We start from the raw sequence: 22,313 nt of genomic DNA on the forward strand, positions 1-22,313 counted from the left end.
TTGTGGCAGGTATGAAAGGGGATTTACCAAATGTTGTCAGCTAATGTCAGAGCATTAAGTGAGATGGCAAGCGATCGGTTAAAAGAAGTTATTGAGCTGCTGGAGCCGTTCTTAAATAAATATTGTTTGAGTCAGCTCGCTGAAGATGATGGAACAGATGAAGCAGTAGCTTATTATTCCGGTTTGCTTTCCGACTTGCGGCATTTGCTAGTATTTTCCGAAGTATGCTCTGAAAAATTATGGGTGCTGCACCGCAGGCAGCAGGCGACTGACGAGCTCGCAGCAAAAACGTTATATGAAGTGTATCAGCAATGTATTAATGTATTTTTTTATCCGAAAAATGAATGCTACTCAGAGGATGGCAGATATGCATATACAGGTCAGGATGCGATCAGATTTAGATATAAGCCTAATCCAGCTGTACGCGCTTTGATTCTTGATTTGGCCAAAATTTTCGAGGAACTGCGCGATGAGTTAGCCTTTTATGAAAATGACTATATGACGCAAAAACGAATGCAAGCACAAAAATAAGGCAGAATGAATCACTTCTCATCGGGGGAACCTTGATAGTGGAGGTGATTTTTTTATGCCAAATGGCGTAAATTGCAGCGTATCGAATTGCAGCTATTGGAAGGAAGGAAACCGTTGTAATGCTGATGAAATTCTTATTGATATCGATCAGCATGCACAGGAAAATTTCCAAGAGGAATTTGCTGCAGACGATTTAGGCCTTTACCATCAAGATGAAGCTATTGAATCATCTGCAACCTGCTGTCAAACATTCAAGCCTAAGGGGTGAGCATAATGGATCGAGATAAGGATCAACTGGACGAGCACTCTGATTTTGATTCATTCATGACCAATTGGAGCAGCCCTGATTTGGATGACATGAGCGTAATGAAGGAAAATGATGAAGAGTTTGCAGCTGAATTTGCATATGCAGATCCAAATTTGCATGCAAGCAGTGAAGCAGGCAGGAATTATAATGAAAGTATTGATAATCGCGAACTTGATGAGGTGGATGCCAGTGAAGCCAATCAGGCGCTTGGCTGGGCCGGATTAGTGTTTGCGATAGCGTCATGGTTTATATGGCCTTTAATTATGGGCGTAGTTGCAATTGTGCTTGGAATTATGGCTTACCGAAGCAATAGCCGTACGCTAGGCGGCTGGGCGATTGGCTTGGGCGCCGCGACATTAGCCTTTAATTTAGTTGTAGTGCCACTGTATTATTCCTTTATTGCATAATTTTTTTCAAACGATTTGTTATAAGGAGCTGCTGATATGGAATTCCATATCAGCAGCTCCTTTTTTTAACGCGCTCGTCTTAAGGACGGTGGAAGCTGTATATTCTTGCGAAACTTTCGATATTAAAGGATTTCTTGTATGATAGTAGAAGATATTTAAGTTTATTATTCTAGCATTAACAGTTTGGGCGGGGTGAAACTACTATGATAGTTGAGATGAAGGACATTACATGGGAGCGCGGTGATGACACGATTCTGCAGGGGGTCAGCTGGTCAATTGCAAGCGGTGAGCATTGGTGCTTGCTTGGTCTTAACGGCTCGGGGAAAACTACGCTGCTGAATATGATTAACGGCTATATTTGGCCTACCAGCGGCTCTGTGTCAGTATTAGGACACAAATTTGGAGAGTATGATTTGCGTGAGCTGCGTAAAAGCATCGGTTGGGTAAGCACATCACTGCAGCAAAAGCTGTATGCAACGGATTCGGCGCTGAAAACAGTGCTTAGCGGAAAATATTCAACAATCGGCGTTTATGATGAAATAACTGCCGAGGATGAGCAGGAAGCGGAGCGGTTGCTGGAGCAGCTCGGCTGTCAATCCTTTGCGCACAGAAATTATGGCAATTTGTCTCAAGGCGAAAAGCAGCGTATATTGATAGCGCGGGCGCTTATGAATAAACCGAAGCTGCTGATTCTAGATGAGCCTTGTACGGGTCTGGATATTTTCGCCAGAGAGCAGCTCTTGTCCATGATCGACCGCATTGCGAAGCAGGATAACGCGCCGACATTAATTTATGTCACCCATCATGTTGAAGAAATATTACCTTGTTTTACTAAAACGTTTTTAATAAAATCCGGCAAAGCGTATGCTGAAGGATATACAGAGAGTGTGCTTCATTCGGAAACGATGAGCGATTTTTTTGATGTAAATGTCAAAATTGAAAAAAGAAACGGGAGAAATTGGCTGGAGGTTGTAGGATAACAATGCAAGTCAAAATAGGCTATTCGAGCAATCGCAAGCTGATTGATAGATTTAGCCGGATTTATGCGATGAAATATCGCCTTGATGGTGCAAGAAGTCATGTAGCTGTTGGAGCTTTAATTGCATTAAGTGTAGTTGCTGTACTGCTTGCAGCAAGAGGAGTGCCTACCGGACTGGGGGTCTGGATTGACTTTGGCGCTGCAATTGCAGCCAATTTACTCGGTCTAGCTATTTTTGTGCCCATCGTCAGTTTTTTATTTACGCTGATACGTCTGCCGATTCCACGTAAAGTATGCGCAGCTGCTATTTTTTTGTTTTTAGAAGTTTATTTTATATTGAGTTATGCCGAGCTAGGACGACCTATATCTATTGTTTTCGCCTTTATTTATTGCTCGTTCGGCATTTGCTCAGGTTATTTTCTGGGCTGGCTCTATTACGCCCGGCTTAAATCTGTATCAAAAATAATAATGGCGGCGCTAGGTACTATAATTATGACTGCATTGTTAACGGTACTTGCTATAAATGGACCATCTGCAGTGCCTGAACGCGATAAGCATTTTACAGACAGCTGGGTAGCTAACGACAACGCTGCAGCAGTGCTGGAGACGGATAATCCAGCTGAGCCAGGGCAATATGCTTATCATAAATATACGTATGGAAGCGGCAAGGATAAGCATCGCAAATGGTTTGGCAGCCAGGTTGATCTCATTTCTGATCCAGTAGATGCTTCTTCTTACATTACGCATTGGTCTTGGCTGAAAAAAGCTTTTTGGGGGTTCGACGCCGCCGGGTTGCCAGTTAATGGCACAGTATGGATGCCAGAAGGCAAGGGCCCTTTTCCGCTAGCTTTAATCGTTCACGGCAATCATCTTATGGAATATTTCTCCGATGAAGGCTATGAATATTTGGGCGAGCTGCTTGCCAGCAGAGGCATAATAGCTGTATCGGTCGATGAAAATTTTTTGAACTATTCAGCATGGTCGAGCATTCCGGATAACGATATGCTAATGCGTGCTTGGGTGCTTCTGCAGCATATTAACCAATTAAAGAAATGGAACAGCAGCGCAACTATATTTGAAAATCAAATTGATATGCACAATTTAGCTATAATTGGACACTCTAGAGGAGGGCAGGCTGCTGCTATGGCAGCAGACCGTGATCGATTCTTCGACGATGCTGCTGCGCTGCCTGACAAGGAGGAGTATACTGTAAAAGCAGTTGTCGCATTAGCGCCTACCGATACAGCCATTCAAGATCAATATGCAGAGCTTAAAGATACGTATTATTTAACGCTGCAAGGCGCTCGAGATGCGGATGTTAACAATTTTTTTGGAGAAAGGCAATATGCCAGAGTCAGTTTAAGCGGGGAAAATAGGTTTAAAGCTGCGCTATATATTGCAGATGCAAATCATAGCCAGTTTAACTCCAAGTGGGGGACGATGGATGAAAGTTTGCCGGGCGGATTGTTTTTGAATCGCAATGGCATGCTATCGAAGCAAGAGCAGCAAAATATTGCAAAGCTTTATGTGTCGGCATTTCTAGAAGCTGCTTTAAATGATAAATTTGAATTTAAGCAGCTATTTCAAGATTACCGCAGCGTCACTGACTGGCTGCCTGATACACAGTATATAAGCCGTTACGAGGAATCCAGCTTTGTGCCGATTGCTCCAGGACCTATTGTGTCGGAGCAAAATGCAGTTGGCATGACAGGCTGGAATGAAGCCTATGCCAAAAATCGAGATGGGCAAAGCAAGGATGTAAAAGGGATTGAGCTGGAATGGGAAGAAGCGGGTGCGCAATATGATTTGCTGCTGTCCGACATGGCTTCAGATGAGCTTGGCGGATTAGGCGAAGCAAATTTTGTATTTTCTTTAGCGAATATGGAGCATGAGTTAATCGAAGCGGCAGGCAGCGAGACGCCAGAGCAGAGTAATGAACAGCAAGGGGCTAATGCCTCGCAGCAAGCTAACAGCGATAGCGCTGAAGCAGAAGGGAATAGGCTGGAGCCTTCTGCAAGCTTTGTCCCCGCAGATGCGGAACAGGAAAGAGCAGAGCAGCTGCCCCCAACGCCGGTTGTGGAGATTGAGCTTGAAACAGACAGCGGCGAAATATTAGTGCTGGAGCTAAATGATCATATGCCGGTTGCCGCGCCGATGTATGCAAGCTTTACATCGCTGTCATGGCTGGAGCAGCGCATTAAAAACGAAAAATATAAACAGCCGGCAGAAACGGTTTTTCAAACATTTGTTGTCCCCATGGACTTATTTACTTTCATTGATTCCGATAAAAATAAAACAGCAAAAGTAGATCCTACAGCTATTCAACGGATTACATTCCGCTTTCAGAGCGGCCCTGGTAAGATTATGCTGTCCGACATTGGATTTATGAGTTAGGAGGTTTGTGGATGACTAGTGATAAGACAGGTATGGAGCTTGCGGATACGAAGCAGATAGAAGATAAAAATGAGGAATGGCAGCAAGAGCAGCAAAGAGTCAACCAGGTTGTTGCGGTTATTGAGAGCCTGATTGAACGGAAAAGCGAGGAAAGCATTCAGCTCAAGGATGATATTGTCGATTTCCGCAAAAACTTTTGGGATGATGTGACGATAAATTTTGAAGATGCCGCAGAAACAGCTGAAACCTATGCCAGCATGAAGCAGCAGGCAGAAATATTATCAGAGAGAGAGCGCAGCCAACTTCATATGGAGAAGCAGCTTAAAGTGATGCTCAAGCTGAAGCAATCTCCATATTTCGGCCGTATCGATTTTGTTGAAGCCGGCTATGAATCTCAGGGGGCAGAGCAAATCTATCTTGGCATCGGGTCATTGTTTGACGAAGATACGCAGCAGTATTTAATTTATGACTGGCGAGCTCCGATCTCCAGCCTTTACTATGATTACGGCCCTGGTGCGGTCCGCTATAAAACGCCTGAAGGAACGATAGATGGCGAGATGATGCTGAAGCGGCAATTCATGATTAGAAACAGTGTCATAAAAAGTATGTTTGATGCTGGCGTCACGATCGGCGATGAGCTGCTGCAGGAAGTGCTGGGCAAGCATTCTGATGCTCAGATGAAAACGATTGTAGCAACCATTCAGCAAGAGCAAAATCAAATTATTAGAAATGAGAAGGCAAGGCTGTTAATTGTTCAAGGAGCGGCTGGTAGCGGCAAGACGTCCGCTGCTCTTCAGCGGGCTGCATATTTGCTCTATCGTCATCGCGGTCAATTGAGCGCTAACCAGATTGTCCTATTTTCGCCTAATCCGATGTTTAATAGCTATATTGCAACTGTTCTTCCGGAGCTTGGAGAGGAAAATGTGGAGCAAACGACCTATCAGCAATATTTGGAGCATCGTCTCAATCAATATTATACGGTAGAAGATCCGTTTGTGCAGATGGAATATATGCTGACTGCAAAGCAAGATTCCAATTATGCAGCAAGAAAAGAAGCGATACGATTTAAATCAAGCAAAGACTATATGTTGAAAATCGATGCGTTTATAACAGAGCTGGGCAATGCAGGGCTATTATTCAAATCCATCTCTTTTAGAGATGACGTGCTATTGTCGAGGGATGACATCAGCAAGCAGTTTTATGAGATTGATCCATCTATTTCGATTCCAAACCGCATGCGCCTGCTTGCGGCTAAGCTGTTGAAGCAATTAACCCTGCTCAGCAAGCAGGAACGGGAAAAGGAATGGGTTGAGGAAGAATTGGAGCTGCTTGACGATGAAGCGTTTATAGATGCCTATCAGGCATTAAGTCAAAAGGGCAAGTTTCAAGAAAATTCGTTCAATGATTATGAATCAGAACGTGATTATTTGGCTGCGGCTATCGTGCAAAAGCAGTTTAAAAAGATACGCAGACATGTTAAGACACTGCGCTTCCTCGATGTCGACACGATGTATAAAAAGCTGATTGATCGCTTGGAATTATCGAAGAAGGCTGCAGAATATACGAGAGCGGAGCTTGACCAGGGCATAATGCCTTACGAGGATGCTACGCCGTACTTATATTTTAAAGAAAAGCTTGAAGGCTTCCAGACGAATACAAAAATAAAGCATATTTTTATTGATGAGGCTCAAGATTACACGCCTTTTCAATTTCATTACTTAAAACGGATTTTTCCTAATTGCAAAATGACTGTGCTGGGGGATGTTAATCAAACTATTTTTTCGCATAGTACGAATGACAGCGGATTTAAGCCCTTGACGCAATTGTTTGACCAACAGGATATTCAAACCTTCGTGCTTAATAAAAGCTATCGTTCCACCTTTGAAATCGTTTCGTTTACAAGTCAAATTATTGATGGCGAGCAGTGGATAGAACCGTTTCAAAGAAGCGGACCAGCGCCTACGATCACAAAGCTGTCCGTTCCAGGCTGGACGGAGCAAATTAAAAGCAGAATAGACCAGCTGCATGCAGATGGGCATTCGTCAATTGCGATTATATGTAAAACGGCTGAAGAAAGCGAAAAAGTATACAAAAAGCTCAAAATATTTGTTCCTGCTTTGAAATTGATTGAAAAGGAAACCGTTACGTTTGAAAAAGGATTGGCTGTGCTGCCTGTTTATTTGGCCAAAGGCGTTGAATTTGACGCGGTCATCATTAAAGATGCATCGAACGAGCGTTACGGCGAGGAAAGCGATAGAAGATTATTTTATACCGCTTGTACAAGAGCGATGCATGAGCTGCATATCTATTACGAAGCCGAGCCTTCGCCTTTTCTTAATATAAGGTGAAAACTTATACGTTCCTATATTTTAAAAAGAAACGGTTCGTCCTTACACAAGGACGCTCCCGTTTCTTTTTTTGTTTAGAATACTCCGAAAAATCCTGAGCACAAAATAATGACTAGCAGGATGAATAGCACAAGGACTACTCCAGTACTATTGTTGCCGCAATGGCCTTCCCAAGGACCGCAATTAGCTCCGCCAAGAATGTATGCCATCGAGTATTAACCTCCTAAGCTGATTAAGATTGAATGGATACTACATTAATACTATATGCGGCGTGTGTCCTGTTGAATTGGACGTTTGTACGGTAAACCCGGCATAATCGGCTTGAATTTTCTAAAATGCTTTACTCTGGAATCGGCTTTATACGTCTGGCTGTTGCCTGCGATAATAGAAACTGCTGTACTGACAGCAAGAATGTCAAGCTTTCCCACTTGTATCGTATCAGAATATAGTGTCCGTTTCATTTCTACCTGCGGCTCGGGCAGCAGAGCATTAAGGTCGGGCAGCGGATAGTCGAACAACGGATATGCCTCAAAATATTCTTCTTCAGAGGAAGGTGTTCTTTTTTGCTCCTGTACAGCAATGGCTCTAATGACCGCATTGGTAGATCTTCGATCACCGACCTGCAAGCTGGCTGAAGCGGCTATGCTTATTATCGAAATGCCGCCAATTTTAGAGGTGCGTTGCGGGATTTTAGCGTCTATTTCATTCATGATGCTTTAAGCCAGCTTCACAGGCTGCTCGTTCAACACCTTCCGGCTGTGGAAATGGGGCGATGGGGCTGACAATTACAGATTCGGGAGGCGTATCGAACATCGAGTACAGCTGGATATGCTCGGTATCTCCGATTTGAATGAGCGAGGCGCTCGACACGCCGAATATATCAATATGTCCAACCGACAAGCAATCATTATAAACATGAAAATTAATCATGCTTTAATTCCTCCAATGCGTTCTAGCTTATGTCTCCGCTTTGCAGCTGCTTTAAATAGGTTTGCATCGCAACTTCACTATCATGCTTCGTTTTATTCAGAACTTCCTGCTGCAGCTGCTCGTCAGATAGCCTATGCTGGGTTTGACTCGTCAGCATTTCTATATAAAAGCGGATGCGTCCAGGCAGCTGCTTTTCAATATCCTCCATAATGATGCGGCGATGGTGCGGGTCCAGCATAATTCGATATTCGTTTTCAAGCATTTGCAGCTTGGAAAGCCCTTCATAACCTAAATAGCCTTTCATTTTATTGAGTACACTGTCATAGGCTGGCGTTTTAAAAGCTGCTTTAGCAGCATCATTTTTAGTAAATTGGCCTTTTTGGGGAATAGAGAGCTGCTCGATTGGTTTATTGTCGCCAACTAAGCCTCCCATAGCCGCTGGGGCGCTCATTCCTATATTTAAAGTACCATCCAGCTGCTCGACCTTCAGCTGATCAAAATGATACTCAATGCTTTCAATATTGTAGGAGGGCTTAGCTTCCGCAATTTCTAATCGATCATTCAGCTGCTTCAGCTGCTTCTGAAGCTCTCCGACGGTATACTCCAGTCCTTGAATCGTTTGCTGAACTTTTAATGCCCAAGCTTGCCACGGCGAAGGTTGCTCTTCTATTTTCATAAACAAACCCCCTTCACTGTCTAGAACTTGATAGTATACGAAAATTATACAGGGTTAGGAAGCGGCACAAAGTTGAATGGAGTGGGCTCGGTTAGCTCGGGAGCCGGCTCAACAAAACCCCCAGTATTGTAAAGCTGAGAAATCCCGCTAATAGAGCCAGCGCTGCCAACCTGCAGCACAGAGCTATTCGAAACATTATCCACTTTAAAATGATTAATCGTAATATGCTGGTATACGGTCCAGTTCATACGACATTAACCCCTTCTGTCGTTGAGTTGTCTTGAACATCCGGATCTATCGAGTTAGTTGCATTCACACCCGTATTGGAGTTCGTCAAGCTGCCGGTCAGGAAGGAGCCTGAACCTGCGTAGCTTTTCGAGTTGCTTGTAGGACACACTTCAAGGGCATCGCCAAATTGAATGACAGAGCTGGATCCTACACTTACAATTTTTACAAATCCGACAACTGCAGGCATATCATCACCTACCTATTTCATTTAAATATAAGAAAGTATAAGTTTTTGCACCTTATTTCTGTTCTAATATTTCATCGGTAAACGCGCCAGTCCAAAGAATGGAGCTGTTTATCCGTAGCTTGCAATATTGTATGCGGCAGCAGCCTATAGGTTACTAATTAGGATGTAGCCTGGAATTAGGCGCGTGCATAAGCTGAAGTAGAGTTTAAGAAGGGATGGGTTTAGTGTGGATTTTAAATGGAGTGATCTGGAAAAATGGCTGGAAAGCCAGAAGCTGCCTCAAGGCTTTGAGATGCTTCGCGAGCCGGGCTGGGTGGAGCAATTTGTCCGCAACATGATGACGCGGTCAATTCCGGAATCAGAAGAGGCATTTAACAGCGAGGTTGAAGTGGCAGTGACAGAAAGTGAGCAGTTTGTACATTTATCTTTTATGCCTCCTCCCGGGTGCCAGATAAGAAGGCTGCGCATTAAAGCGAGGGAGGATGCCGTACGTATTTCCGGGTTTCCGAATGGCGTTTCGAAAGAGGTGTCTTTGCCTGCCTTAATAAGAGCGAAGGAATGTCGAGCTTATATAAAAGAAGGGATAGTCCGCATAAAGCTGCGCAAAAGATCGGCACGCCGAGGCTGGGTGGAGCATTCCATTATCGAATAAGCTTGCATACTGTACTATTTTTGTCACGAACTAGAATGCTCTCTTGCTGGATTATAACGGAATTATCACTTATAATGGCTATTGAAGTGTTCATTTTGCGGCAAAAGGAGTGTCATTCGTGTCTTTAGTTGATATAAGCGATGTATCTGCATCATTATTTATTGTAGGCGCAGTATTTATACTGCTTACATTCGGATTGTTAAGCTTTGGAATTTTGCGCATGTTTCAGCAGAAGTTTCGTGCAGGCTGGATTTCCATTGCTTTAGCGGTAATTAGCTTCATTGTCTTTGTCTTTGTTATTAATAAATGGTACGCCTAGCAGCAAAGTTTATCGTTTAGCGGAGGAATGAACGTGACCTGGACTTTAATCTGGTTTTTAGTAAATATTGTATTTGTTACTTCGTTTATCTTTTTTCTTTTCAGGCATCGTGCTTATTCGCAAGCCAAGCTGCAAGGCGTGTCTGACGAGCAGGTACAGCAGCTGAAACGGTTGAGCAATTGGAGCGGGCTGGTCAGTGCCTTGTTATTTTTAATAACAGCCGGAATTTTTATAGCAAATATGAAAATTAACGGATAGAAGGACTCTCCATTGACGAGAGTCTTTTTTTTGGGCATGATGGTAATAGAACTTTAATGTCGGAGGAATAATAATGCACACAGTCGACGAGATCGTAGAGAGAATGTCAGGGCAAGGGCTTCGCATTACAGATCAACGAAAAACATTAGCGCGTTTGTTTGCAGATACGCCGGGCTATTTGGCGCCAAAAGATATTTATGAATATATGGGCAAAACCTATTCCGGTCTCAGCTTTGATACGGTGTACCGCAATTTGCGGGTCATGGAGGAACTGGGGGTGCTTGAGCAGGTCATGTTTGAAGAAGGGGTTAAGTTCAAGCTGCATTGCAAGGATCATGATCATCATCATCATATGATCTGCTTGCAGTGCGGTCATACGATACCCGTATCCTATTGCCCGATGGATCAAATTCCAGTTCCCGAGAAGTTTAAAGTAGTAAGGCACAAATTCGAGGTTTTCGGGTATTGCGAGGAATGCTCGCTTCAGGAATCGGCAAGTGAAGGGCAATGAACCCTGTACCCAAACGTATTTTACAAGCGCCCATCCATTTTTATCGCAAGGTCATCTCACCGCTTAAGCCGCCGACCTGCCGCTTCTATCCAAGCTGCTCCCTTTATGCGCTGGAAGCTATTGAGAAGCATGGCGCAGCCAAAGGCAGCTGGCTGGCGATAAAGCGGATTGCCAAGTGCCATCCCTTTCATCCCGGCGGATTTGATCCTGTGCCGGAGCGCAAGCAGCCATAAGCAGAAATGGGCAGATTTGATGTGCCGGAGAGCAAGAAGCCGTAAACAGAGGCGGATAGTTTGCAGACTGAATGCGCATTGGCAAAATCTTGACATTATATATGCAAATTATGTATAGTAGAAGTCAAATCATTGTTTATATAAGGAATGCCGAGGAACGGAAGAGTACAATTTCAAGCCGTGAGCAGAGAGCCGGGGCAGGTGAAAGCCGGTACGGAAATTGGATTGGAAGATGGCCCGGGAGGCACCATTTCTGAGTTTGAATGAGCATGCTCATTAAGATTAGGATTTGGCGTTCGGTCAGCGATAATGGCTTATCCGTCACCATACTGACGGAACACGAAGCGGTTTGTATAATAGCATGATGCTATTGTTGAATCGGAATTTGGGTGGTACCACGTGAGCAGAAGCTCTCGTCCCATTTTGGGCGAGGGCTTTTTTTGTTTTTTCTGGATGGCTCTTTAGCCGAGTCGTGGCAAATAAGACCGCTCAGCTTCGTTAAATTTTTAAAAGCCGATTTTTTCGCACAATAGCGCATCTGAGCTTCGTTAGAAACATCGGTCGATTCAATTTACGGTTAACATTCAAAATCAAATTTTAATTGGAGGGTTTGCAATGTCCGATAAAAAAACATTTTACATTACAACACCAATCTATTATCCAAGTGATAAGCTGCATATCGGTCATGCTTATACGACAGTAGCTGGAGATGCTATGGCACGTTATAAGCGACTGCGCGGATATGATGTTTGGTATTTGACGGGTACAGATGAGCATGGTCAAAAAATTGAGCGCAAAGCAAAGGAAAATAATAAAACGCCGCAGCAATTTGTTGATGACATCGTTGTAGGCATTAAAAGCTTATGGTCAAAGCTTGATATTTCCAATGATGATTTCATTCGTACGACAGAAGAGCGCCATAAGCGTGTAGTTGAGCAGATTTTTGATCGATTGCTGCAGCAGGATGATATTTATAAAGGAACTTATGAAGGCTGGTACTGTACACCTTGCGAATCATTTTTCCTAGAGAGACAGCTTGATTCGGGCAACTGTCCGGACTGCGGCCGTCCTGTCGAAAGGGTGAAGGAAGAAAGCTATTTTTTCAGAATGGGCAAATATGCAGACCGCTTGCTTGAGTACTATGAGCAAAATCCGGATTTTATCCAGCCTGAGTCCCGCAAAAATGAAATGATCAACAATTTTATAAAACCAGGCCTTGAAGATTTGGCTGTTTCGCGTACTACGTTTGATTGGGGCGTTAAAGTAAAGGGCGATCCGAAGCATGTTATTTATGTATGGATTGACGCGCTCAGCAACTATATTACTGCGCTTGGCTACGATCTTGATTCGCCGGCTGATAAGTTCAAAGCATACTGGCCGGCCGACGTTCATTTGGTAGGAAAAGAAATAGTAAGATTCCATACCATTTATTGGCCAATTATGCTGTTGGCGCTGGGATTGCCGCTTCCGAAAAAAGTATTTGCACATGGCTGGCTGTTAACGAAGGAAGGCAAAATGTCCAAATCAAAAGGAACTGTAATCGACCCTGTTGTGCTGATTGACCGATATGGCCTTGATGCGCTGCGTTACTATTTGCTGCGCGAAGTGCCGTTTGGTGCAGACGGCGCGTTTACGCCAGAAAATTTTATTGAACGGATTAATTTTGATTTGGCTAATGATCTTGGCAATTTGCTGAATAGAACGATTGCAATGATTGACAAATATTTTGACGGCGTTATTCCAAGCTATGCTGGTGCGGTCACACCATTTGATGAGACTTTGCAAAAAGCGGCAGCGGAGTCGATTGCACAGGTTGAAGCTGCGATGGAACGGATGGAGTTCTCTGTTGCACTAACAGCACTATGGCAATTTGTAAGCCGTACTAACAAATATATCGACGAGACGCAGCCATGGACGTTGGCGAAGGATGAAGGCAAGCGCTTAGAGCTCGAATCAGTTATGTACCATCTTGCAGAATCACTGCGCATTATATCGATTGCATTGCAGCCGTTTTTGACGAATGCTCCGCGTGTAATGTGGGAGCAGCTTGGTATTGAGGGCGAAGGGCTGACTTCTTGGGATAGCATAAAAGCATTTGGACAGATTCCAGGCGGAATGAAGGTAAATAAACAAAACCCGCTATTCCCAAGGCTTGAAACGGAAGAGGAGGCTGCGTTCATTACCGCATCGATGAGAGGCGGCCAAGCGCCAGCAGCAGACGCTTCAACCGAAGCTGCGAATCAAGCAGCAGCAGACGCACCAGCTCCGGAGGGCAAAGAGGAAATCGCGATTGATGATTTTGCCAAGGTGGAGCTTCGCGTAGCGCAGGTGCTTGCTGCAGAGCCTGTCGCAAAGGCTGATAAGCTGCTTAAGCTTCAGTTGGATCTAGGCTATGAGCAGCGCCAGGTTGTTTCCGGCATTGCGAAATATTATAAGCCCGAAGAGCTTGTAGGCAAAAAAGTGATTTGTGTAACGAATTTGAAGCCAGTCAAGCTGCGTGGCGAGCTTTCGCAAGGTATGATTCTTGCCGCATCGACAGATGATAAGCTTACGCTAGCTACAGTTCCTGACACAATGCCTAATGGAGCGATTGTAAAATAAGCATCGTCTAAAACCATCCAAAAGACTTCCCAAATTGTCTCTGATCTTTCAGATGATAATTAAGGAAGTCTTTTTATATACTAAAATTGATGGTTGACAACAATTTTGGGTAGACGTATACTATTAAACGTAATCATAACTATTACTAATAAGATATAAATATAGGAGTGGAGCTTTATTATGCGATTGAAACGAGGGACAGGTACAAAGCGAGTAGCTGCAATATTGCTAAGTTTGCTATTAGCAGCAGCATTATCAGCATGCGGAAGCGGCAACAGCAGCAAAAATGAAGGTGATACGAATCAGAAGCCGGAAGAAACAAATAAGCAGGCTGATGAAAAATTAAGTGTTGTAACCAGCATTTATCCGATATATTTTATAGCAACTGAAATTGGCGGAGAGCATGTGGATGCTGTAAATTTAATTCCAACAGGCATCGATCCGCATGATTGGACACCAAAAAGCAAGGAGCTGAAAGCAGCCTCAGATGCGGCTTTATTTCTTTATCATGGGGCAGAGCTAGAAGGCTGGGTGGATGGCTTTCTAAAAGGATTGTCGAAGGACAGCAAAGTGATTACAAAGGTAGTGAGTGAAGGGATAGACTTGATTGCCGGCGAGCATGAGGAAGAGGGCGAGGAGGAGCATGATCATCATGAACATGCGGAGGAGGCCGAGCACGACGACCATTCCGGCCATCACCATGAGATCGATCCTCATACATGGGTGAGCCCGAAATCTGCCCTAATCATCGCGCAAAATGTGAAAAACAGCTTAATTGAGGCTGATCCTGAGCATACTGATTATTACGAGCAAAATTATGCTTCACTGCATGATAAGCTGCTTCATCTCGATAAGCAGTATGAGGAAAAGCTGGGTCAGGCGCCGCAAAAAAACATAGTCGTTTCTCATCAGGCTTTTGGTTATCTGGCAAGAGATTACGGACTTAAGCAGGTTGCAATTATGGGGCTTAATCCCGAAGCTGAGCCGCTCGCACAGGACATATTGAATATTGCAAAGTTTGTTAAAGAACATAATGTGAAATATATTTTCTTTGAAGAGCTCGTATCGGACCAGCTGGCAAAAATGCTGGCTTCTGAAGCAAAAGTCGATACTATGGTATTGAATCCGCTGGAAGGTTTGACAAAAGAGCAACAAAAATCAGGTGAAAATTATTTGACATTAATGGAGCGCAACTTGCAAAATTTAGTTCAAGCATTACAATAGATTATGGTATACGAATCGTAACGGAGCTTTTTAAGGCTCCGTTTTCACTATTAAGGGGTGAAGAAATGGAAGGAGACGCATATATTTCGCCTGCAGATGCATATTGTCATCGGGATGTTATTTCGGTGCAGAACGTATCTTTTGCCTATCAAAATAAAACGGTTCTCTCCAATGTCAGCTTTAATGTAAAAGAAAGAGATTTTATTGGGTTAATTGGTACGAATGGAGCAGGCAAGACGACATTGCTGCGCATGATTGTTGGCCTATTAAAGCCGGCCTCTGGACAAATTACGCTGTTTGGCGAGCCAGTAGAACGCTTTAAGCAGTGGGGCAGAATTGGTTATGTGCCGCAAAAAAATAATCTCAATCCATTGTTTCCCGCTACAGTTAAGGAAGTTGTTTTATCTGGTTTAAATGGAGCGAAAAATAAATCCAAATCGGATCAATTGATGTGCAATGATGCACTTGAAGCGATGGATATCGTCAATCTGGCTGAAAAAAAGATAGGGCAGTTGTCCGGCGGCCAGCAGCAGCGCGTCTTTCTTGCGCGGGCTTTAATTAATAACCCATCTCTGCTCATATTGGATGAGCCTACCGTCGGTATCGATGCCGAAACACAGGAGAGCTTCTTTCATATGATCAAGCATATGCATCAGCATCATAATATGACTTTTTTAATGGTTTCTCATGATATGGATATGATTAGAGGCTATTTGGGCCAGCAGCCAGCCTCCGAAGCGGGCAAGCTGAAATTTTATATTAAACATTCGCATGAGACGCAGGATTGTGTTGAAACTAATATTGCGCATAGCTTGAAAGAGCTTAGAGAGCGAATTGTTGGCGAGAAAGAGGTTGTGCAGGTTGGAAATTTTAACTAGTGAGTTTTTTCAACGAGCACTGATTGGCGGAATTTTGATTGGGATAACCGCTCCGCTGATGGGGATGTTTCTCGTGCTGCGGCGGTTGTCGATGATTGGGGATACGTTGTCGCACGTCGCTATAGCTGGGGTAGCTCTTGGATTTATTATGCAAGTATATCCGATTATGATGGGACTCATATTTGCAATTATCGCTTCGTTTGCCATTGAAAAGCTGCGCAAGGCGTATAAAACTTATGCGGAGCTTTCGCTGGCGATTATTATGTCTGGAGGGATCGGGCTGGCTTCGCTGCTATTCACTTCGGGCAGAGGAATGAAAATGAACGTAAGCAGTTATTTGTTTGGCAGCATTTATACGCTTAACAGTACAGATTTGTACGTTATTGGCGGAGTGACGGCTGCTGTATTGATTGCGATCTTCTCGCAAATGAAAAAGCTGTTCCTCATTACATTTGATGAGGAGGCTGCTTCTGTAAGCGGCTTGCCAGTGCGTTTCTACAATGTTATGATTAGCGTGCTCACTGCCCTTGTTATTAGTGTTGCGATCAAGATTGTAGGTGCTTTGCTTGTGTCGGCTTTGCTTACTATTCCTGCAGCCTGCAGCTTGCTCGTAGCCCGCAGCTTCAAACAAAGCATTGTGATGGTTATCATTATTGGTGAAATAGCGGTTATCGGCGGTTTAATGATCGCGGGTGTTTGGAATTTAGCGCCTGGCGGTACAGTTGTCCTTTTATTGATTGCAATTCTGCTGCTGCTTCTAGTATTTCGTAAAGGTGTAAGATTTGGCAACTAAGCAATTAGAGGTGATTATAAATGGCTGACATTACGATATGGCTGGCGCTGGGCGCCGGTTTTGCATCTTTTATTTCTCCTTGCGTCCTTCCCTTGTATCCATCATACTTGTCATACATAACAGGCATTTCGGTTACAGAGATAAAGGATAATCAGCTTCCCGCTCAAAAACGAATGATTACTATGACTCATACCCTTGTTTTTTTAATCGGGTTTAGTACGGTATATTATGCGCTCGGTTATGGAGCAAATGTGTTTGCAGATTTTTTCAGCGAATACGACAAGCTGATCAGACAGCTTTCCTCTATCCTTATTGTGTTAATGGGTTTATTTTTACTAGGCATTTTTCAACCAAAGATGCTTTTGAAGGAAAGAAGAATGAACTTAATTCCGAAAAAAGTGAATTATGTAAGCTCATTTGTATTCGGACTTGGCTTCTCAGCCGGCTGGACACCTTGTACAGGCCCTGCATTAACTGCTATATTAGGATTAGCAGCTTCATCGCCAGGAACTTGGTTTCAGCTGACGACGGCTTATGCCGCCGGCTTCTCAATCCCGTTTTTTATTTTAGCTTTCTTTATCGGACCATCGCGCTGGATTTTGAAATATTCTTCAACCGTAATGAAAGTTGGCGGCGGTTTAATGATATTGATGGGTATATTGCTGTTTACGGATCAGATGACCAAAATTACTATTTGGTTGAATTTGATTACGCCTGAATGGCTGAAATTTTAAATTTGCTTGCTGGAAGGCAAGCTATTACGGTTAGGAGGTCTTACATTGCCGACTCCAAGCATGGAAGACTATTTGGAGCGCATTTATAAGCTTATTGATGAGAAGGGCTATGCGCGCGTATCTGATATTGCAGAAGGGTTAGAAGTTCATCCTTCATCCGTTACGAAGATGATTCAAAAGCTTGATAAAGGCAGCTATTTGATTTATGAGAAGTACCGCGGCCTTGTGCTTACGAATAAGGGCAAGAAAATGGGCAAGAGGCTGATGGAGCGCCATCAGCTTCTCGAATCTTTCTTGACGATGATCGGTGTACAGGAAGAAAACATATATGCCGACGTTGAAGGCATTGAGCACCATTTAAGCTGGGACTCGATTACTTGCATCGAAACGCTGGTGCAATACTTTGAGAGAGACCCTGTTCGCTTGGAGGAGCTTCGCGCCATACGCGAAGAGATGGACAATGAGTAGCTTAGCAAACAAAAAAGAAACCGTGCAGGCCATATAGTAGGCCGTACGGTTTCTTTTTTTGAAATATAAGAAAGTATCAGCTTTGCATTCTTATACCTGTCCTTATAATTCATCGGTAAACGCGCCTGTCCAAAGGACGGCGGAGCCGTTTATCCTTGATTAATGATACTTGGGCTTGTCGTCGTCCTCTTTCCCGCCGTCAATAACGTGAAAAGGCACTGTTTTGGAGCGTGGACGGCTTTGCTGAGGCTTAGCAGAAGTTTTCGGGTTAATGACATATGTGCGATTCCCCGATTTCGCTCCTTTTCTCCAGGCAGCAGGCGGATACTTATAAAGCAGAAAAATACCGCCGATGATCAGCAACGGGAGCAAGAAGTTCAACGGATTAAAAATTAGCTCAACAACTACTCCGATAATAATAAGCAGCATGATTATAACTACTAGACTGTTCCAACCTTTTGGCCATCTCATAAAAATTCACGTCCTTCTAGCCATTTTGTGAAATGTTTTTATTCAATTGCGAATCAAGCTCACGCATTCTATTAAAGGAAGCTATGGACACTTCGACCTGATCGTCATGCGGCTCTTTCGTAGTAAGCAGCTGAAGCCACAAGCCAGGATACCCTAAATAACGAAGCAATGGGATTTCACGCATAGCGTTCGTTAATCTTAATACTTCATAAGAAATACCCAGTACAACGGGCAGTAGAAGTATTCTGATGTACACTCTTTCCCAAATCGATTGCCAATCAAAGATCGGCAAGGAATAAATGACGACTCCGACGATAACGGTAAATACGATAAAGCTTGAACCGCAGCGATAATGCAGGCGGCTGTACTTTTGCACATTGGACACGGTCAGCTCTTCGCCAGCCTCATAGGCGCTTATGACTTTATGCTCAGCACCGTGATACTGAAATAAACGCTTAATGATAGGTGTTAATGAGATGAAATACAAGTAAGCCAGTAAAAAAATAATTTTAATAAGACCTTCTAATAAGTTATGAACTATTTTGCTTTCAAATACGTTAGTAAATAACAATTCTTCTACTGCAGCAGGTGCGGCAGTAAAAATCAATTTCCCGAATATGAAGGACAGCACGCCGGCAGCCGCTACGCTTATAATCATGCCTGTGCTGAAGCCGCTTTTTGATTTTTCTTCTTTCTGCTTAAGCTTCTCGCGCTCTTCCTCGGACAGGTTTTCGTTCTCATCCTCCGCATATTGCTCCATGGAAAAATTCAAATGCTGGGAGCCCTTAGCGCTTGATTCAATAATTCCTACAACACCTCGTAGAAAAGGAACCTTTTTTAATGGCTGCAGCCAACGGCTCGATGTCCGAGGCAGCTCGTAAAATACGATTTCTTTGTTTTTTCTTCGAACCGCTGTTACATTGACATGCTTCCCTTGAAACATGACGCCTTCTATAACAGCTTGTCCGCCATATATGTTACGTGGATCCTGCGACAAGTGACGTTCACCTTCCTGTTAATAGCTTAATTAATAATATCTATTGTACTTGATTAGACATTCAAATGCCAACGCTCATATCTCGGTTACTTTCAAAATATTTGACACATACTACAAGAGGATAAGGTTGGAATAAGGAGGCAATGGCAGCGATGGCGAAGAGAAAGCCGAATAATCATAGCAGTGGAGCAGTGCAAAATAAAACTAACCCGTATCTGTATGCGCTGTTTATTGGTTTTTTTGCAGGTGTAATTTGGGGCGTTGTACGATGGATGTTTTATGGATTGAAGTTTACAAAGGAGCTGCCAGGCTACTGGCTGGAGCCGTTTTTTCAGAACAGTTTTTTAAAGACATACTGGGGTGCTGTAGCCGGAATCGGCAGCTTTATTGTTTTTTCTATTGCTGCTGCTTTTATCTATAAAATCGTGCTGCATAAGTTCAAAGGGGCATGGCCGGGAGTCATTTACGGCTTTGTGTGGTGGTTTATAATTTTTGTTCTAATTGGGCCTTGGCTGAAAATGACGACTGTTATAACGAAGGTAGGCTGGGAGACCTTGTCGGCAGAGCTTTGCATATGCCTGTTATGGGGTTCTTTCATTGGCTATTCCATTTCTTTCGAGCTCAATGATGAAGCTTCGAGAGAGCCGGCGCGTGCCAATAAAGACAGCAACAGATAATTACTTCTCAAGTGGCGGTTATTTGTGGTAAAATGTCTAGTGTCTTAATGCGCAGTATTTAATATTTTGCCAGAGGGGTGCAGTTATGCGTAAAATCGCTGTATTTAATGGACCAAACTTAAATATGCTAGGGATACGAGAGCCTGGTATATACGGCAGCGAAACACTGTCCTCTATTGAAGAGATGCTCAAGGAGCATGCAGCTGCGCTTGACGTCGAGCTTCATTTCTTTCAGACAAACCACGATGGCGCAATGATTGATGCGATACATGCTGCTTTCGGCAAGCTGGACGGTATTATCATGAATCCAGGAGCGTGGACGCATTATAATTACGCGATAAGAGACGCGCTAACCACAGTTAATCTTCCAGTTATTGAAGTGCACTTGTCCAATATACATAAACGGGAAGCATTCAGGCATCATTCTGTTGTAGCTCCTATTGCTGTTGGCCAAATCGCAGGTCTTGGCTCTTATGGGTATGTACTTGCTCTTGACGCGATGGTTCGTTTGCTGGGCGAGAATGACAACTAAAAAGTTGCGTATGAAAGGATGAAGGCAATGACAATCGAGCGTGTTCATAAATTACGTCAGTTAATGGAACAAAAAGGTATACAAGCTATGCTGATCAGCAGCAGCGTGAACCGCCGTTACGTAAGCGGCTTTACCGGTTCATCTGGAATGGTTCTTGTTACTGGGACGGCTCAGTTTGTTATTACTGATTTTCGATATCGTACACAAGCACCGTTACAATCGCCGCAATTTGCAATTGTCGAGCATGGCGCGATTATGATGAACGCAGTTTTAGAGCTTTTGAATCAAGAATCGATTAAAGAGCTTGCGTTCGAACAGGATCATGTTACGTATAGTGATTATTTAATGTGGTCTAAGCTGCTTCAGGACATTAACCTGAAGCCGGCATCAGGCCTTGTAGAGCAGCTGCGAATGATTAAAGATGAGCAGGAGCTGCAAATTATGCAGGAGGCAGCTGATCTGGCTGACCGCACCTTTGCCTACATTCAGCGTTTAGTTCAGCCTGGCATGAAGGAATCGGATTTGGCGCTTGAGATGGAAGTGTTTATGCGCAGCAATGGCGCTACCTCATCATCCTTTGATACGATTGTCGCATCAGGTGAGCGCTCTGCTTTGCCGCATGGCGTTGCAAGCGACAGAATAATTGGCAGCAATGAATTTGTGAAATTTGACTTTGGCGCTTATTACAAAGGGTATTGCTCTGATATTACGAGAACAGTAGTCGTCGGAAAGCCGACAGCCAAGCATATTGAAATTTATAATATTGTGCTTGAAGCCCAGCTTCATGCCCTCGCTCATATCAAGCCTGGCATGACTGGTAAAGAGGCGGATGCGCTTGCTCGTGATGTTATAAACAAATATGGCTACGGCGATTTGTTCGGCCATAGCACTGGACATGGCCTTGGCATGGAAATTCATGAAGCGCCAAGATTATCGATGCTTTCAGATACGATTTTAACCCCCGGCATGACTGTAACGGTAGAACCTGGTATTTACGTTCCCGGCTTTGGCGGCGTACGCATTGAGGATGACATCGTTATTACGGATTCCGGTATTAAAATATTAACCTCATCCACAAAGGATCTTATTACTTTGGGATAGGAACAATTTATTCAGGAGGGAATCAGTAATGATTTCAGTTAATGATTTTAAAACAGGCTTGACAGTCGAAGTTGATAACGAGATTTTTACAGTTCTTGATTTTCAACACGTAAAACCAGGCAAGGGCGCAGCGTTTGTACGCTCCAAGCTGAAAAACCTGCGTAATGGCAACACTGTGGAAAAAACGTTCCGTGCTGGCGAAACGATTGGTCGTGCCATTATTGAAAACCGCGAGGTACAATATTTGTACAACTCCGGCTCTGAATATACATTTATGGATAATGAAACGTATGATCAGTTCAATCTTGACAGAGATCAACTAGAGTGGGAGCTTAATTTCCTGAAGGAAAATATGAACGTTCATATTTCCAGCTATAATGGAGAAATTCTTGGCATTCAGATGCCAAACAGCGTAGAGCTTGCAGTGACAGAAACTGAGCCAGGCGTAAAAGGAAATACAGCGCAGGGCGCTACGAAAAATGCTACTCTTGAAACGGGCCTTACTGTGCAAGTGCCGCTTTTCATCAACGAAGGTGACGTATTGCTTATTGATACAAGAGAAGGCAAATACATTTCCAGAGCCTAGTAATCATACAATTTCTTACGGGCATTCCAAAAGAACATTGGAGCACCCTCAGCAAGAAAAAAAGGCTTGAGAAAAACCACGGAGCTAAGAAGCGGCTTGTTGTTTCCGCTTAGCCCCGTGGTTTTTGCGTCTTAAGTGATCTTTTGAGCTGAAGTTGGTGAGGGATGCCCTCGCTATTGCCTTCAATAAAACGATTGACCAGCTAGGAATACTGTCGATTACGATTATGTT

Annotated in this window: 29 protein-coding genes; 21 read left to right on the forward strand and 8 right to left on the reverse strand. The window is 43.6% G+C overall.

Annotated features, from left to right (window positions below):
* Positions 1-30 precede the first annotated feature (30 nt).
* The 6 genes from ACRRU2_RS07020 (at position 31) to helD (ending at position 6,966) form a co-directional block, all read left to right on the forward strand.
* Positions 31-531, forward strand: coding sequence for a DUF3907 family protein (locus tag ACRRU2_RS07020; RefSeq protein ID WP_331701028.1), 501 nt, complete (start codon positions 31-33; stop codon positions 529-531).
* Between the two features lie 55 nt (positions 532-586).
* Complete coding sequence (locus ACRRU2_RS07025) at positions 587-799, forward strand: DUF1540 domain-containing protein (protein WP_331701027.1); 213 nt, start codon at positions 587-589, stop codon at positions 797-799.
* A 5-nt stretch (positions 800-804) separates the two neighbouring features.
* Positions 805-1,245 carry a DUF4190 domain-containing protein gene (locus tag ACRRU2_RS07030; RefSeq protein ID WP_331701026.1) on the forward strand — a complete coding sequence of 147 codons (441 nt, stop codon included), beginning with the start codon at positions 805-807 and terminating at the stop codon, positions 1,243-1,245.
* Between the two features lie 203 nt (positions 1,246-1,448).
* Positions 1,449-2,225, forward strand: coding sequence for an ABC transporter ATP-binding protein (locus tag ACRRU2_RS07035; protein WP_432500528.1), 777 nt, complete (start codon positions 1,449-1,451; stop codon positions 2,223-2,225).
* Positions 2,226-2,227: 2 nt separating this feature from the next.
* The gene (locus ACRRU2_RS07040; RefSeq protein WP_331701024.1) at positions 2,228-4,618 is read left to right on the forward strand and encodes a hypothetical protein; all 2,391 of its coding nucleotides are present in this window, start codon (positions 2,228-2,230) and stop codon (positions 4,616-4,618) included.
* Positions 4,619-4,629: 11 nt separating this feature from the next.
* Positions 4,630-6,966 (forward strand): RNA polymerase recycling motor HelD, encoded by a 2,337-nt coding sequence (gene helD / locus ACRRU2_RS07045; RefSeq protein WP_432500529.1) that lies wholly within the window; start codon positions 4,630-4,632, stop codon positions 6,964-6,966.
* Between the two features lie 74 nt (positions 6,967-7,040).
* On the opposite strand, the gene ACRRU2_RS07050 is transcribed toward helD, so the two are convergent.
* Genes ACRRU2_RS07050 through ACRRU2_RS07075 form a run of 6 tightly spaced genes read right to left on the reverse strand, consistent with a single transcriptional unit; the run spans position 7,041 to position 9,047 of the window.
* Entirely contained in the window at positions 7,041-7,175 is a 135-nt protein-coding gene (locus ACRRU2_RS07050) for a YjcZ family sporulation protein (RefSeq protein ID WP_331701022.1), read from the reverse strand.
* Between the two features lie 51 nt (positions 7,176-7,226).
* Entirely contained in the window at positions 7,227-7,676 is a 450-nt protein-coding gene (locus ACRRU2_RS07055) for a spore germination protein GerPE (protein WP_432500530.1), read from the reverse strand.
* On the reverse strand, positions 7,669-7,896 hold the full coding sequence (locus tag ACRRU2_RS07060) for a hypothetical protein (protein WP_432500531.1): 228 nt from the start codon (positions 7,894-7,896) through the stop codon (positions 7,669-7,671). Before ACRRU2_RS07060 ends, ACRRU2_RS07055 begins: the two co-directional genes overlap by 8 nt.
* A gap of 22 nt (positions 7,897-7,918) precedes the next feature.
* The gene (gene gerPC, locus ACRRU2_RS07065) at positions 7,919-8,572 is read right to left on the reverse strand and encodes a spore germination protein GerPC (RefSeq protein WP_331701020.1); all 654 of its coding nucleotides are present in this window, start codon (positions 8,570-8,572) and stop codon (positions 7,919-7,921) included.
* Positions 8,573-8,616: 44 nt separating this feature from the next.
* A complete protein-coding gene (locus ACRRU2_RS07070; protein ID WP_432500532.1) occupies positions 8,617-8,820 on the reverse strand; it encodes a spore germination protein GerPB in 204 nt (67 codons plus the stop codon).
* A complete protein-coding gene (locus ACRRU2_RS07075; protein WP_432500533.1) occupies positions 8,817-9,047 on the reverse strand; it encodes a spore germination protein in 231 nt (76 codons plus the stop codon). The genes ACRRU2_RS07070 and ACRRU2_RS07075 overlap by 4 nt, the downstream gene beginning before the upstream one ends.
* A gap of 226 nt (positions 9,048-9,273) precedes the next feature.
* Here ACRRU2_RS07075 and ACRRU2_RS07080 point away from each other — a divergent pair, with 226 nt between their 5' ends.
* The 11 genes from ACRRU2_RS07080 to mntR all read left to right on the forward strand — a co-directional run bounded on the left by ACRRU2_RS07080 (position 9,274) and on the right by mntR (position 17,718).
* The gene (locus ACRRU2_RS07080) at positions 9,274-9,699 is read left to right on the forward strand and encodes an Hsp20/alpha crystallin family protein (RefSeq protein ID WP_331701017.1); all 426 of its coding nucleotides are present in this window, start codon (positions 9,274-9,276) and stop codon (positions 9,697-9,699) included.
* 118 nt (positions 9,700-9,817) lie between these two features.
* The gene (locus tag ACRRU2_RS07085; RefSeq protein WP_331701016.1) at positions 9,818-10,018 is read left to right on the forward strand and encodes a hypothetical protein; all 201 of its coding nucleotides are present in this window, start codon (positions 9,818-9,820) and stop codon (positions 10,016-10,018) included.
* A gap of 33 nt (positions 10,019-10,051) precedes the next feature.
* The gene (locus ACRRU2_RS07090) at positions 10,052-10,276 is read left to right on the forward strand and encodes a hypothetical protein (protein ID WP_432500534.1); all 225 of its coding nucleotides are present in this window, start codon (positions 10,052-10,054) and stop codon (positions 10,274-10,276) included.
* A gap of 73 nt (positions 10,277-10,349) precedes the next feature.
* Positions 10,350-10,787: a Fur family transcriptional regulator gene (locus ACRRU2_RS07095; RefSeq protein ID WP_432500535.1), complete on the forward strand. Its 438-nt coding sequence runs from the start codon at positions 10,350-10,352 to the stop codon at positions 10,785-10,787.
* Positions 10,784-11,020: a membrane protein insertion efficiency factor YidD gene (yidD, locus tag ACRRU2_RS07100; RefSeq protein WP_432500536.1), complete on the forward strand. Its 237-nt coding sequence runs from the start codon at positions 10,784-10,786 to the stop codon at positions 11,018-11,020. The genes ACRRU2_RS07095 and yidD overlap by 4 nt, the downstream gene beginning before the upstream one ends.
* Positions 11,021-11,635: 615 nt before the next feature.
* Positions 11,636-13,621 carry a methionine--tRNA ligase gene (gene metG, locus ACRRU2_RS07105; RefSeq protein ID WP_432500537.1) on the forward strand — a complete coding sequence of 662 codons (1,986 nt, stop codon included), beginning with the start codon at positions 11,636-11,638 and terminating at the stop codon, positions 13,619-13,621.
* 180 nt (positions 13,622-13,801) lie between these two features.
* A complete protein-coding gene (locus ACRRU2_RS07110) occupies positions 13,802-14,845 on the forward strand; it encodes a metal ABC transporter solute-binding protein, Zn/Mn family (RefSeq protein WP_432500538.1) in 1,044 nt (347 codons plus the stop codon).
* Positions 14,846-14,910: 65 nt separating this feature from the next.
* A complete protein-coding gene (locus tag ACRRU2_RS07115; RefSeq protein WP_331698552.1) occupies positions 14,911-15,723 on the forward strand; it encodes a metal ABC transporter ATP-binding protein in 813 nt (270 codons plus the stop codon).
* Positions 15,707-16,516 carry a metal ABC transporter permease gene (locus ACRRU2_RS07120; RefSeq protein WP_331698553.1) on the forward strand — a complete coding sequence of 270 codons (810 nt, stop codon included), beginning with the start codon at positions 15,707-15,709 and terminating at the stop codon, positions 16,514-16,516. Before ACRRU2_RS07115 ends, ACRRU2_RS07120 begins: the two co-directional genes overlap by 17 nt.
* Positions 16,517-16,536: 20 nt before the next feature.
* Complete coding sequence (locus tag ACRRU2_RS07125; RefSeq protein WP_331698554.1) at positions 16,537-17,250, forward strand: cytochrome c biogenesis CcdA family protein; 714 nt, start codon at positions 16,537-16,539, stop codon at positions 17,248-17,250.
* Positions 17,251-17,295: 45 nt separating this feature from the next.
* Positions 17,296-17,718 (forward strand): transcriptional regulator MntR, encoded by a 423-nt coding sequence (gene mntR, locus ACRRU2_RS07130; protein ID WP_331698555.1) that lies wholly within the window; start codon positions 17,296-17,298, stop codon positions 17,716-17,718.
* Positions 17,719-17,877: 159 nt separating this feature from the next.
* Here the strand turns inward: mntR and ACRRU2_RS07135 are convergent, their stop codons facing one another.
* Both ACRRU2_RS07135 and ACRRU2_RS07140 read right to left on the reverse strand, forming a co-directional pair.
* Positions 17,878-18,189, reverse strand: a complete 312-nt coding sequence (locus tag ACRRU2_RS07135; RefSeq protein WP_331698556.1) for a hypothetical protein — start codon at positions 18,187-18,189, stop codon at positions 17,878-17,880.
* 16 nt (positions 18,190-18,205) lie between these two features.
* Complete coding sequence (locus ACRRU2_RS07140) at positions 18,206-19,132, reverse strand: DUF1385 domain-containing protein (RefSeq protein WP_432500559.1); 927 nt, start codon at positions 19,130-19,132, stop codon at positions 18,206-18,208.
* Positions 19,133-19,338: 206 nt separating this feature from the next.
* On the opposite strand from ACRRU2_RS07140, the gene ACRRU2_RS07145 reads away from it, so the two are divergent.
* The 4 genes from ACRRU2_RS07145 to efp all read left to right on the forward strand — a co-directional run bounded on the left by ACRRU2_RS07145 (position 19,339) and on the right by efp (position 22,082).
* Positions 19,339-19,863, forward strand: a complete 525-nt coding sequence (locus tag ACRRU2_RS07145) for a YqhR family membrane protein (protein ID WP_432500539.1) — start codon at positions 19,339-19,341, stop codon at positions 19,861-19,863.
* An 85-nt stretch (positions 19,864-19,948) separates the two neighbouring features.
* Positions 19,949-20,395, forward strand: coding sequence for a type II 3-dehydroquinate dehydratase (gene aroQ, locus ACRRU2_RS07150; RefSeq protein WP_331698559.1), 447 nt, complete (start codon positions 19,949-19,951; stop codon positions 20,393-20,395).
* Between the two features lie 27 nt (positions 20,396-20,422).
* Positions 20,423-21,496 carry a M24 family metallopeptidase gene (locus tag ACRRU2_RS07155; RefSeq protein WP_331698560.1) on the forward strand — a complete coding sequence of 358 codons (1,074 nt, stop codon included), beginning with the start codon at positions 20,423-20,425 and terminating at the stop codon, positions 21,494-21,496.
* 28 nt (positions 21,497-21,524) lie between these two features.
* Positions 21,525-22,082 carry an elongation factor P gene (efp, locus tag ACRRU2_RS07160; protein WP_331698561.1) on the forward strand — a complete coding sequence of 186 codons (558 nt, stop codon included), beginning with the start codon at positions 21,525-21,527 and terminating at the stop codon, positions 22,080-22,082.
* Positions 22,083-22,313: the final 231 nt, after the last annotated feature.

The sequence above is a fragment of the Paenibacillus sp. GXUN7292 genome (genome assembly GCF_050864975.1).
Classification (GTDB): Bacteria; Bacillota; Bacilli; order Paenibacillales; family Paenibacillaceae; genus Pristimantibacillus.